The 12,487-nt window shown below is 68.2% G+C and carries 10 protein-coding genes; 4 read left to right on the top strand and 6 right to left on the bottom strand.

Features of this window, described 5'->3' with window-relative positions; translation table 11 throughout:
- Window positions 1–182: 182 nt before the first annotated feature.
- Window positions 183–380: an SDR family oxidoreductase gene (locus BSB02_RS15570; protein WP_084959527.1), complete on the bottom strand. Its 198-nt coding sequence runs from the start codon at window positions 378–380 to the stop codon at window positions 183–185.
- 110 nt (window positions 381–490) lie between these two features.
- Between BSB02_RS15570 and BSB02_RS15565 the strand changes: the two genes are divergently transcribed.
- Window positions 491–1,333: an SMP-30/gluconolactonase/LRE family protein gene (locus tag BSB02_RS15565; protein ID WP_084959526.1), complete on the top strand. Its 843-nt coding sequence runs from the start codon at window positions 491–493 to the stop codon at window positions 1,331–1,333.
- A 167-nt stretch (window positions 1,334–1,500) separates the two neighbouring features.
- Here BSB02_RS15565 and BSB02_RS43525 read toward each other — a convergent pair whose 3' ends face one another.
- The 5 genes from BSB02_RS43525 to BSB02_RS15540 form a co-directional block, all read right to left on the bottom strand.
- Window positions 1,501–1,842, bottom strand: coding sequence for an FG-GAP repeat domain-containing protein (locus BSB02_RS43525; RefSeq protein WP_143590718.1), 342 nt, complete (start codon window positions 1,840–1,842; stop codon window positions 1,501–1,503).
- Between the two features lie 2 nt (window positions 1,843–1,844).
- The coding region (locus BSB02_RS43520; protein WP_420855860.1) for an FG-GAP repeat domain-containing protein at window positions 1,845–2,827 on the bottom strand (983 nt) is incomplete at its 3' end.
- A 625-nt stretch (window positions 2,828–3,452) separates the two neighbouring features.
- Window positions 3,453–4,871 (bottom strand): VCBS repeat domain-containing M23 family metallopeptidase, encoded by a 1,419-nt coding sequence (locus tag BSB02_RS39610; RefSeq protein WP_143590716.1) that lies wholly within the window; start codon window positions 4,869–4,871, stop codon window positions 3,453–3,455.
- A gap of 2 nt (window positions 4,872–4,873) precedes the next feature.
- Window positions 4,874–6,109, bottom strand: coding sequence for an FG-GAP-like repeat-containing protein (locus tag BSB02_RS15545; RefSeq protein WP_158088637.1), 1,236 nt, complete (start codon window positions 6,107–6,109; stop codon window positions 4,874–4,876).
- 250 nt (window positions 6,110–6,359) lie between these two features.
- Window positions 6,360–7,754, bottom strand: coding sequence for an FG-GAP repeat domain-containing protein (locus BSB02_RS15540; RefSeq protein ID WP_084959522.1), 1,395 nt, complete (start codon window positions 7,752–7,754; stop codon window positions 6,360–6,362).
- Window positions 7,755–7,954: 200 nt separating this feature from the next.
- Here BSB02_RS15540 and BSB02_RS15535 point away from each other — a divergent pair, with 200 nt between their 5' ends.
- The 3 genes from BSB02_RS15535 to BSB02_RS15525 form a co-directional block, all read left to right on the top strand.
- Complete coding sequence (locus BSB02_RS15535; RefSeq protein WP_084959521.1) at window positions 7,955–8,407, top strand: ATP-binding protein; 453 nt, start codon at window positions 7,955–7,957, stop codon at window positions 8,405–8,407.
- 172 nt (window positions 8,408–8,579) lie between these two features.
- On the top strand, window positions 8,580–11,654 hold the full coding sequence (locus BSB02_RS15530) for an AfsR/SARP family transcriptional regulator (protein ID WP_143590712.1): 3,075 nt from the start codon (window positions 8,580–8,582) through the stop codon (window positions 11,652–11,654).
- Between the two features lie 390 nt (window positions 11,655–12,044).
- A partial coding sequence (locus tag BSB02_RS15525) for a hypothetical protein (protein ID WP_476756185.1) occupies window positions 12,045–12,487 on the top strand: 443 nt, incomplete at its 3' end.

The raw sequence follows: 12,487 nt of genomic DNA, 5'->3' as shown, positions 1-12,487 counted from the left end.
GTCGTGGATCCACACCAGCCGGCTGCGATCGTCGCCTTCGGCGACGACCTGAAACGAGAAGTTGTCGTGGGTGGGCCCCACCCACCGTCGCCGCCATCAGCCTGAACAACGCCCGGGCGAAGTCCGGGTCCATGAACCGGCTCATCTGCTCCAGCACCGGCTCGGGGCCGAGGTCCTCGGGCTCAGGCGGCGACGTCGTGCTCGTGGATGGCGCTGGAGGCCCCGTGCAGGTACGGCGCGCGAATCACGTCACCGGCGCGCACCTGCGGCCCGAACGCCAGCGAGTTGATCGCCGGGAACAGCGGACGCAGGATCGTCCATTCCGCGCCCGAGGCGATGACGGCCTCTCCACGTCGGCTCCAGGGAAGCCATGACGTCACCGGGGATCCGGACCACACAACTCGCTCGGGTGTCGATTCCGGCGTTCTCCGTTCGTATGGGGGGTTGAGGGACCGTCCGGCCCTTCCCGCAACGCGAACGGAGAATCGCCATGGCCAACCCATCTGTCCTGCTCGCCGATCTAGGGCTGGTGGAGTCACCACGCTGGCATGACGGTCGGCTCTACTTCTCGGACTGGACGTCACGCGAGATCGTCATGCTCGGCGCCCACGGAGAGCACGGGGTCGTGGCACACGTGGACACGCTGCCGCTCTGCGTCGCATGGTCGCCCCAGGGCGAATTGATCGTCGTCGACGGGCGGCGCGGATTGCTGTTGTGCCGGGAACCCGACGGTTCCCTGTCGACTCGGGCCCACCTGTCCCACCTCGCGACCAGCTGGAACGACATCGTCATCGACGGCCGTGGCAACACCTACGTCAACCGCATCGGCTTCGACATGCTCGCAGGCCAGCCATTCGCTCCCGGGTACGTCGCCCACGTCGCGCCTGACGGCTCGGCGCGCGTGGTCGCGGAGGGCATCGCCTTCCCCAACGGAATGGCCGTGACGGAGGACGACGCGACTTTGATCGTCGCCGACTCCTACGGCAACCAGTTGCTGGCCTATGACATCCAGATGGATGGCTCCCTGGCCAACGGCCGAGTGTGGGCCCCTCTCGGCAACGGTGTCCCGGATGGGATCTGCCTCGACGCGGAGGGTGCGGTCTGGTACGCGGACGTGCCCAACCAACGGTGTGTGCGGGTTCGAGAGGGCGGGGAGATCGCCGAGGTGATCGAACTTGATCGCGGCGCCTTCGCCTGCGTGCTGGGCGGTGAGGACAGGTCGACGCTCTTCATCACGGCGGCCGAGTGGGTCGGCCCGCCCGTGATGGTGCCCCCGGGAACCGGTCAGGTGCTCGCGGTCCAGGTGAGCGTGCCCGGAGCCGGCCGTCCATAGAAGAACGTGACCGCCAGGAACACCGGGTAACGCATCACTCCGGCGACCTGCTCCTGGTGACGCACGTCCGCCTCCAGTTCGGCGGGGTCGGCGCCGAACCGGAGGCCGATGTGACGAAACCCGTGGGTGGGCCGGCCTGGACGACGCGCCGGCCCACCCCATCGCCGTCAGCCGGTGAAGCCCTGGGCGACGAGCTTGCTGGCCGGTCCGTCGTAGACCTTGGGCGCGTCCCAGCCGAGGTTGCGGTAGGCGACCACGTCACCGTTGACGGTCAGGATCTCCGCCCGGCCGTCACCGTCGATCTCTGCGAACGCGGTGCTCCTCGGTACGGCGAAGCCCTGGGCGACGAGCTTGCTGGCCGGTCCGTCGTAGACCTTGGACGCGCTCCAGCCGAGGTTGCGGTAGGCGACCACGTCACCGTTCCTGCCGAGGGACAGGACCTCGTCGCGGCCGTCGCCGTCGAGGTCGGCGAACCTCGTCCGGGCCGGGTCGGTGAAGCCCTGGGCCACCNGTGCTCCTCGGTACGGCGAAGCCCTGGGCGACGAGCTTGCTGGCCGGTCCGTCGTAGACCTTGGACGCGCTCCAGCCGAGGTTGCGGTAGGCGACCACGTCGCCGTTGCCGCCGATGCTGATGATCTCATCCCGGCCGTCGCCGTCGATGTCGGCGAAAGCCGTACGCAACGGGTCGGTGAAGCCCTGGGCCACCAGCTTGCTGTCGGGTCCGTCGTAGACCTTGGGCGCGCTCCAGCCGAGGTTGCGGTAGGCGACCACGTCGCCGTTGCCGCCGATGCTGATGATCTCATCCCGGCCGTCGCCGTCGAGGTCGGCGAAAGCCGTACGCAACGGGTCGGTGAAGCCCTGGGCCACCAGCTTGCTGTCGGGCCCGTCGTAGACCTTGGCCTGGTCCCAGCCGCGGTTGCGGTAGGCGATCACGTCGCCGTTGCCGCCGAAGCTGATGATCTCATCCCGGCCGTCGCCGTCGAGGTCGGCGAACTTGACCTGCGCCGGAGTGCCGAAGCCCTGGGCGACGAGCTTGCTGGCCGGTCCGTCGTAGACCTTGGGCGCGCTCCAGCCGAGGTTGCGGTAGGCGACCACGTCGCCGTTGCCGCCGATGCTGATGATCTCATCCCGGCCGTCGCCGTCGATGTCGGCGAAAGCCGTACGCAACGGGTCGGTGAAGCCCTGGGCCACCAGCTTGCTGTCGGGTCCGTCGTAGACCTTGGGCGCGCTCCAGCCGAGGTTGCGGTAGGCGACCACGTCGCCGTTGCCGCCGATGCTGATGATCTCATCCCGGCCGTCGCCGTCGATGTCGGCGAAAGCCGTACGCAACGGGTCGGTGAAGCCCTGGGCCACCAGCTTGCTGTCGGGTCCGTCGTAGACCTTGGGCGCGCTCCAGCCGAGGTTGCGGTAGGCGACCACGTCGCCGTTGCCGCCGATGCTGATGATCTCATCCCGGCCGTCGCCGTCGAGGTCGGCGAAGCGCGTCCTGAGCATCGAGGCCACATAGGGCCACAGAACGTCGACGATGATCTGCGCGTCACCGGCTTGGGGCTGGTAACGCTCGGGGAATGCGGATACCTGAACCGCCTGGCAGATCTCTCCGATGGGCGCGGTCATCCAGCTGTTGTTCGGATAGCGGGCGAGCATCTTGTTGAGGAAGGCGTTCGTGGCCCAGATCGGGTCGAGCCGCTGCTCCCGGCTCCCCCAGGAGGCCCGCTGCTGGAACAACCCCAGACTGTCGTGGTCGATCTCCTCGGCGATGTTGTCGATGCTCGACTCCACGATGGTGGTGGTGATGGCGATCACCGCCGCCCGGGGATGGAGGCCGCGATCTTGCACCGCCTTGATCACCATGCGTGCGCACGAGACGCGGTAGGCCTGCATGTATCCGCGCATCTTGGCCTGCAGCCGCCCGTTGAGCTGTGCGGCCAGCGCCGAGTCCAGCGGGGTGGCGCCGCCGGGATCGCATGGCGCCAGCAGCCGCTGGGCGTCGACGGCGCCCGCGCTGGGCGAGGCCACCGGCGAAGGCGTCTCGCTCGTGCCGGGTTCCGGAGCGGGAGTGGCCGCGACCGTGGTCGCCGTGAAGAAAGCTAAGAGGGCATGCGTGAGTTTCATCCGGTCACCCCGTGAAGCCTTGCGCGACGAGTTTGCTGTCGGGTCCGTCGTAGACCTTGGGCTGCTCCCAGCCCCGGTTGCGGTAGGCGATGACGTCGCCGGAGCGGAGGTTCGAGACGATCTCCTCCCGGCGGTCGCCGTCGACCTTCGCGAAGTGCGTGCGCGCGACGTCGGTGAAGCCTTGCGCGACCAGTTTGCTGTCCGGTCCGTCGTAGACCTTGGCCTGGTCCCAGCCGCGGTTGCGGTAGGCGATCACGTTGTCGCCGCCTGTGATGATCTCGTCGCGGCCGTCGCCGTCGAGGTCGGCGAAGTACGTCCGCGTCGGGTCCCTGAACCCTTGGGCGACGAGCTTGCTGGCCGGTCCGTCGTAGACCTTGGGCGCGTCCCAGCCGAGGTTGCGGTAGGCGATCACATCACCGTTGACCCCGATGGTGATGATCTCGTCCCGTCCGTCGCCGTCGAGGTCGCCGAACCTGGTCCAGTCGGGCGCGGCGAACCCTTGGGCGACGAGCTTGCTGGCCGGTCCGTCGTAGACCTTGGGCGCGTCCCAGCCGAGGTTGCGGTAGGCGACCACGTCACCGTTGCGCTGCAGGGAAAGGATCTCGTCGCGGCCGTCGCCGTCGAGGTCGGCGAACTTCGTCCGGGCCGGGTCGGTGAAGCCCTGGGCGACGAGCTTGCTGGCCGGTCCGTCGTAGACCTTGGGCGCGTCCCAGCCGAGGTTGCGGTAGGCGACCACGTCACCGTTGACCCCGACGCTGATGATCTCGTCCCGGCCGTCGCCGTCGAGGTCGGCGAAGCGGGTGCGGGCGCCGTCGGACGTCGGGCAGTTGTAGCTGCGGATGACCTTGGCGGCGCCGATCGCCACGCCCGCGGGCTGGCCGTTGAAGTAGGCCGCGAGGGTGTTGGACGGGGTGCCCTCCCACTGCTGGTAGTGCAGGTGCGGCCCGCTGCTGTGGCCGGTGCTGCCCACTCTGCCGATGAGCTGCCCGGTGGCGACCGTCTGCCCGGTGACCACGGCCGGCTGCTCGATCATGTGGAAGTAGGAGGTGCCCCAGCCCGGGTATCCCGCGGGCCCGTGGTCGATGACGACGTACCAGCCGGCGCCTTGCTTGTCCGGGCCGCCGGGGCTCCCCACCGGGCCGCTGTCGGGATCCCAGCCGGCGAACCGTACCCGGCCGGCGTAGGAGGCCAGGATGGGACTGCCGGCGCTCAGGATGGGGCTCTCGCCGGTGGGGCTCGACACCTGCACGAAGTCGAGGCTGTTGGGGTTGGGGCTGTGGTCGCTCCGGGTGAAGCCGCGCCACTCCTCGTTGCATGAGAAGGGCAGCTGGAATTCAGGCCGCGGCGCGGCGTGGGCGGGTGCGGGGTGAAGCAGCACGCCCAAGGCGGCTCCGGCCGCCAGGATGGATAACGTCCTTCGCATGGTCACTCCGTGAAGCCCTGGGCGACGAGCTTGCTGTCGGGGCCGTCGTAGACCTTGGGCGCGTCCCAGCCGAGGTTGCGGTAGGCGACCACGTCGCCGTTCGCGCCGATGGACAGGATCTCCGCCCGCCCGTCACCGTTGATCTCGGCGAAGTGGGTACGGGCCGGAACGGAGAAGCCCTGGGCGACGACCTTGCTGGCCGGTCCGTCGTAGACCTTCGCCGCCGTCCACCCGAGGTTGCGGTAGGCCGTCACATCGCCGTTGACCGTCAGGATCTCGTCGCGCCCGTCGCCGTCGATGTCGGCGAACTTCACGTGCTGCGGAGTGCTGAAGCCCTGGGCGACCAGCTTGCTGTTCGATCCGTCGTAGACCTTGGGCGCGTCCCAGCCGAGGTTGCGGTAGGCGACCACGTCGCCGTTGACCGTCAGGATCTCGTCGCGCCCGTCACCGTCGATGTCGGCGAACTTCACGTGCTGCGGAGTGCTGAAGCCCTGGGCGACCAGCTTGCTGTTCGGCCCGTCGTAGACCTTCGCCGCCGCCCAGCCCTGGTTGCGGTAGGCCGTCACATCGCCGTTGGCGGCGATGGACAGGATCTCGTCGCGCCCGTCGCCGTCGATGTCGGCGAACCGTACCCGAGCCGGGTCGCTGAAGCCCTGCGCGACGAGCCTGCTGTCCGGCCCGTCGTAGACCTTCGCCGCGTCCCAGCCCCGGTTGCGGTAGGCGGTCACGTCACCGTTGGCGGCGATGGACAGGATCTCGTCGCGCCCGTCACCGTCGATGTCGGCGAACTGGGTCCGGCCCGTCGCGGGGCAGTTGTTGCTGATGACCCGGGTGCTGTACGGCTGGCCGCCCTCGGACAGGCGGTACTCGACTCCGTTGAAGACCGGGTAGACCCACTCGTTGAGGTAGTCCCAGCCGTCGCCGTCGTAGTCGTAGTGCTGCTCGTAGTGCAGGTGGTTGACGCCGTGGCCGCCTTCGCCCGAGTCACCCAGATGACCGAGCAACTGGCCCTGGGTCACGTTCTGGCCGACGCTGACCCGGCGGTCGAGCAGGTGCGCGTAGAGGCTGTAGTAGCCGCTGCTGTGCTGGACGACGACGTTGTGGCCCAGACCGTTGTCGAAGAGCGAGCGGATGACCCGCCCATCGTGAGAGGCGAGGACCGGCTCCCCGCGCAGCGGCGGGTTGTACATGTCGAGGATCTTGCTCATGGCCCGCGCATGGGTGGGCCCGGTCTCCATCCGCACCTCCTTGCCGCAGGCGAAGGGCAGTTGCATCGGCGGCCTGGCGGGTAGGGCGGCCGCAGGCTGGGCAAGGCCGCATAGGGCGGCGGCGACGAGAGCCAGTGTTATCCGGCGAGTGGACAAGAATCTTCCCTTCTCAAAGATGTCGTCTCATCTGGTGAGCCGGCGGTGGCGCATGAGGGCCGCGGCGAGTGTGACGAGGCAAGCCGAAGTGATCGGATCACCAGGCATGACACGGATCGGCGTGCTAGTGGAGGTTCTGGCCGAGGACCTTGCTGACCGGTCCGTCGTAGACCTTGGGCGCGCTCCAGCCGAGGTTGCGGTAGGCGATCAGGCTTCCGTTGCCGACGCTGTTGGCGATCTCGTGTCGGCGGTCGCCGTCGATCTCGGGGAAGTGCACGGTGTCGGCGTCGCGGAAGCCCTGGGCGACGAGCTTGCTGGCCGGTCCGTCGTAGACCTTGGGCGCGTCCCAGCCGAGGTTGCGGTAGGCGATCACGTCGCCGTTGACGGTCAGGATCTCCGCCCGGCCGTCGCCGTCGATGTCGGCGAACTTGACCTGCGCCGGAGCGCCGAAGCCCTGGGCGACGAGCTTGCTGGCCGGTCCGTCGTAGACCTTGGGCGCGCTCCAGCCGAGGTTGCGGTAGGCGATCACGTCGCCGTTGCCGCCGATGCTGATGATCTCGTCGCGTCCGTCGCCGTCGATGTCGGCGAACCTGACCCGCACCGGGTCGGTGAAGCCCTGGGCGACGAGCTTGCTGTCGGGCCCGTCGTAGACCTTGGCCTGGTCCCAGCCGCGGTTGCGGTAGGCGACCACGTCACCGCTCCTGCCGACGGACAGGATCTCGTCGCGTCCGTCGCCGTCGATGTCGGCGAACCTGACCCGCACCGGGTCGGAGAAGCCCTGGGCCACCAGCCGGCCGGCGGGGTAAGTCGTGCCGCTCCAGCCCCCCTCGTTCCGCCACGCGTAGACGTCGCCGTTGGTTCTGACGGAGACGACCTCCTGCCGGCCGTCGCCGTCGAGGTCGGCGAAGTCGTTCGTGATGACGTTCCGGTACCGGAAGGCCCGGTACCGATGAGTGGGATGTCCGTCGATCACCCCGGGGCCGTTGACGCCGTCGTCGGCGAACTCGGTCGTGATCGCCGCCCCGGAGAAATCGCCGAACCGGCGGCGCAGAGAGTTCCTGGCGCCGTCCTGCCCGCCGAATCCGTAGTAGGTGAAGCGGGGATACGCCGGCGCCCACCCTTCGAACAGCACGACGTGGCCGTCCTCCCGGTCGCCGACCACCCCGTCGTCGACGGTCAGGTAGTCGCCGGGACGCAGGTCCTGCCACGGGATGGCCGTGCCGTACCCGCCCAGATCGAAGGAGGCAGGGCTGGACGTGAGATGCAGGGCCATCGACACGAATCCGGAGCAGTCCCGCCGGTAGCGGTGTTGCCCGTCGATGTCGGCGAGCCACAGCGTGGTGTCCGGACCGTCGTAGCGGGGCGGATCCTGCGCGTACCAGTGACGTGCTCGCTCCAGAATCTCCGACCTCGTGATGGGGCCGGCGGCGGCCGCCTCTGCCGGTACGGCCAGCCCTACCCCGGCCAGGAGGGCGACAGCGCAAGAGATCAGGCGACGCCTGGCTCGTGAGTTTCGCATGATACCTCTCGGGAGAGTTGAGACTCCTCAGAGGGTCGGCCACCATGCTGAAATTTCTCTGTAACGGCGCGAGCTCTTCAGAGAGCCGGGAGCGTGCCTTCGAGAAGTACGGCAAGCCGATCCGCAGGTGAGACGACTGCGTATGAAGTCGCGCGCCTCAGCCATGGTGAGCCTCATTGGCCGAACGCTTCGCTGGAGGCATGACGGACACGGCTTTGGCGCCGGGCGCGACCGGCAAGGCTGATCGCAACCCGGCATACGACGAGAAGATCGCCTCATGGGCATTCGCGCCCCACCCGATCTCGGTCTCGAAGGCTCGCCGGTTCGCCCGCGCCAGACTCGTCGCCTGGGGACTCAAAGAAGCGGCCGAAGTGGTCGAACTCCTGGTCAGCGAGCTCGTCACGAACGCCCTGCAGCACGCGAGAGGTCCATGCAGGCTCACCGTCTGGGTAACCGGCAACCTGCTGCGCTGCGACGTTCAGGACGGGAGCGTCACACCGCCGCGCCTCCGGGAAACCGCGGAGGACGAGCACGGCAGAGGGCTGCAGATACTCGACGCGCTGGCCTGTTGCTGGGGCAGCGAATCGACGCCCCGGGGAAAGGTCGTCTGGTTTGAACTCCCGCTTTCGCCGTCCACGGCCACCCCTGCCTGACCTCCCGAATGTCCCCAATGGCACGCAGGAGCCGTGGGGCGGTTCAAACAATCGGGCACGGCCCGCGACAAGTCGCTCCATGCCGTCGGGGAGTACACTGCGCCGAAGGTCTCCTGAATCCAGACCCGACCGTCGAAACTTCAATTAATACACCGGTGCCGGTGAGGTGGTCATGGACTTTCGGCTTCTGGGACCTGTGGAGGTGTCGGCCAACGGCCGGCTTGTTCCGTTGGGAGGCGCCAAACCACAGGCGCTGCTCGCTGCACTACTACTCGATCACGGCCGTGTGGTCCCGATCTCCCACCTGATCGACGTGCTATGGCCGCAGAACCCTCCGGATACGGCGCGCGCGGTCATCCAGACCTACGTCAAGACGTTGCGCCAGTCCCTGAGGCGGCATGGCATCCACGAGGCGATTCTCACGCGGTCTCCTGGATACATGGCTCGAATACCTCCCAACTCGCTCGATCTGCACGTCTTCGAACAGCTGGTGACTCAGGCGCACGCGAGCGCCGACCTCGAGAAGAAGTCGGAGCTCCTCGGCAAGGCGTTGGCGCTGTGGCGCGGACCGGCCATGGCGGGACTGGACCACACCCTGCTGGCGGGAGAGGCCGCCAGGTTGAACGAGCTACGCCTGAGCACGACGGAGGAACGCATCGCCGTCGACATGGCGCTGGGGCGGCACGAGCTGCTGTTGCCCGAGCTGACGGCGCTCGTCGAGCGGCATCCAACGAACGAGCGACTACGGGCGCACCATCTTGTCTGCCTGCACGAGGCCGGCCGCGTAGCCGAGGCCCTGGCGTCCTATCGAAGGGGCCGGGACCTGATGGTCCAGGAACTCGGTATCGAGCCGGGCCCAGAACTGGCCAGGCTCCACAGCGCGATCCTGCGGGGCGATGCGGAACTGCTGCAAGCCTCCTCGAGGAAGGGACGGCCACGCGCGGTCCCGGAACAGCTACCGATCACACCCCCCGACTTCACCGGACGCCTGCCCCAAATCGAGGCCCTGACGGCGGCCATGACCTCGGTCGCTCCAGCCTGGGCCGCACCCATCCAGGTGATCTCGGGAAAGGGCGGCAGCGGTAAGTCCGCGCTGGCCATCCGGGTCGCTCGACAGCTCGCGCCCGATTTCCCAGACGGTCAGCTGTACGCCGAGCTTCGCGGGATGACCGAAACGCCGGCTGAGCCGGGGGAAGTGCTGGGGCACTTCCTCAAGGCGCTCGGCATGGATCCCGCCCATGTGCCGCGCGGGTGGCGTGAGCGCGCGGAGCGTTTCCGCGGGCTGCTCGCCGGCCGGCGCGTGCTGCTGGTCCTGGACGACGCCGCCTCGGCCAGCCAGGTGGAAGCATTGCTTCCCGGCGTCGCATCCTGCGCCGTCCTCATCACCTCACGTGATCGGCTGCCTGGCCTGGCCGGCGCCCATCGCATGGATCTCGACGTACTGGAGCTCGACGAGGCGATCGAGCTGCTCGGCCGGATCGCCGGCCATGAGCGCGTCAACGCCGACAAGTCCGCCGCACAGGACATCGTGGAGTATTGCGGCCGGATGCCACTCGCCATCCGGATCGCCGGGGCCCGTCTGGCGACCCGCCAACGCTGGCCCCTCGCATTGCTGGCCGACCGCCTGGCCGATGAGCGCAGGCGGCTGGACGAGCTGTCCATCGGCGACCTGGAGATGCGAGCCAGCTTCCTGCTCAGCTATCGCGGTTTGGATCCCCAGGCCCGTACGGCGTTGCGGCGGCTTGGCCATCTGGGCGTACAGGAGTTTCCGCTGTGGATCGTCTCCTGGCTGCTCGAGACCACCGATGAGGAGGCGGAGCGGATCGTCGAGCGGCTGGTGGACGCCCACGTCGTCGACTTCTGCCGCGTCGACGAGCTCGGCTGCGTGCGTTATCGCCTGCACGACCTCCTGCGCATCTACGGCAGGGAGCGTGCGGAGGCCGAGGAGTCGCCGGACGTGCTGCGTGCCGCCGTGGAGAGGGTGCTGGGCGGCTGGCTGAACCTGATCAGCACCGTCTGCGCGCAGTCTCCTCCGGATGAGATCCAGTGGTGGCGGACCGTGCCGACCTATCCGGTGTCGCAAGCGACGACTCAGCTGGTGGTCTCCGCTCCCCACACGTGGTTCACCCTCGAACAGCCGGCACTGGTCGTCGGGGTGGAGCGGGCCGCCGCGCTGGGTCTGCACGACCTGGCTTGCCACTTCGCTTCGGCCCGGCTGGGACCGTCCTTCCTGGGGGTCAACAGGTTCGAGTCGCGAGAGCGGATCAATGCCGCAGCGCTGGCCGCCGCCCGCCGTGCCGGAGACCAGTACGGCGAGGCTGTCATGCTGAGCGAGCTGGGACAACTCCGTCACCTGCAGGACAGTTTCCTCGAGGCGAGCGAGCACTTCTCGGCCGCGCTGGCGAGGTTCCGCGCACTCGGCGACATCCGCGGGCAAGCCGTGGCGCTGACGGGACTGGGTACCGTCTACCGGGAGCCCGGCCGTCTCGCCGAGGCTTCGGGCTTCCTCGGTCAGGCCATAAAGCTTCTCCGTTCGCTGGGCGAGCGAGCCGGCATCGCGCACGTGCAGCGTTTGTCGGGCTCCATCTGGCTGGAGCTCGGCGACTACGAGGCGGCGTGGTGCGCCATGCAGGAATCGCTGTCCACCTACCGTGAAGTCGGCAGCCGCCGCGGCGAGGCTCTCACCCTCCGCACCATCGGACTGTTCCATCGGGCGCGAGGCCGGTTGGAGGAATCCGCCGACAGCTGCGCCCAGGCGCTGGCCATCTTCCGCCAGCTGGGCGACACGCTGATGGAGGCCTATGCCGTCCGTGCCCATGCCAAGGCGCACCTGCGGATGGGCCTTCTCGGAGATGCCCTCACGCCGCTGGAGTGGAGTCTGTCGGTTTGCCGGGCGATGGGTGATCGATGGGGTCAGGCCATCACCCTCCGCACGCTCGGCGAGCTCCACCTGGCGGCCGGCCGTCTCGACGAGGCGGCGGCCTGCCTGGCGGAGGCGGAGGAGAGGTGGCGATCGATGGAGTGCCACCTTTGGCTCGCGCGCACTCATCGCGATCGGGCGCTGCTGCACGAGGCCAGAGGCGAGCACCATCTGGCCGACGCCGTACGGCAGCGAGCGCTGCGGGTGTTCCGGCAGCACGGCGCACGAGAGTACATCGAGCTCACGCAGCCTATAGCGGAATTCCAGGGCGTCGGCCGACCCTGCCAGAAGTCACCGTGGGTGGCGTACAGACCGGGCGCGGCATGACCCCGGCGAGATCACCGCGTCACCGGGGAGCAACTTCGCATCCCACTCAGCCGGCGTGCCGGCATGGAGGGTGACGACAACAGCCTTCACCGGACACCTCCTGGACGTGGATCGGGAGTCGAGACCACCGCTGTGCGCTGCGATCGCAGCCGCGAAGGCACGGACGACGGGGTGACAGAGTTCTTTCGCCGAAGTTTCAGCGCCAAAAGCCATATTTGGTAAGGCACCACCTCAGATGCGGGCGACGGCGGTGTGCACGAGGTGAGGGATGACTCCGCCGATCGGCGTGGGCCCGCACGGCCCGGCTCCCGTTCCGCAGTCAAGGGAGCCGGGCCCTTCTCACACGAGTCCGCCGTCTCCGCCCCACCTGACCGATGACAGGAGGTCTCCATGAAGAACTCGCTCCGCGCGATTCTCGTCACAGCCTTGGCGATGGTTCCGCCAGTGGCGATGTTCACCCCAGCCCAAGCGGCTAACCTGGGCTATGCCATCTCGCGGGGAACGACCCTATACAAGGGCGATTACCTGCACAGGAGCATCCACAACTATGCCGTGGAGCTGATCATGCAGGGGGACGGCAACCTCGTCCTGAAAGCCACGACCGGCCGCGTCTGCTGGGCGAGCGGCACCAACCCCGGCGGAGTGAAGGCCGTCTACCAAAACGACGGAAACTTTGTCGTCTACAACAGCAGCGGCAGGGCATTGTGGGCGAGCAATACAGTCGGTGCGACCTGGGAGACCGGTTCGACGGTCAGCATCAATGCCGGTGGCACGCTGTACGTGGGCTATAAGAGCCTGCTGACGAAGGGTTTGGTCGGTACGGCCGAGTTGGG

The sequence above is a fragment of the Thermoactinospora rubra genome (assembly GCF_002093975.1).
GTDB classification, from domain to species: domain Bacteria; phylum Actinomycetota; class Actinomycetes; order Streptosporangiales; family Streptosporangiaceae; genus Nonomuraea; species Nonomuraea rubra_A.
The sequence above is the reverse complement of the archived record's forward strand: the minus strand, read 5'-3'. Positions and strand labels throughout refer to the sequence as shown.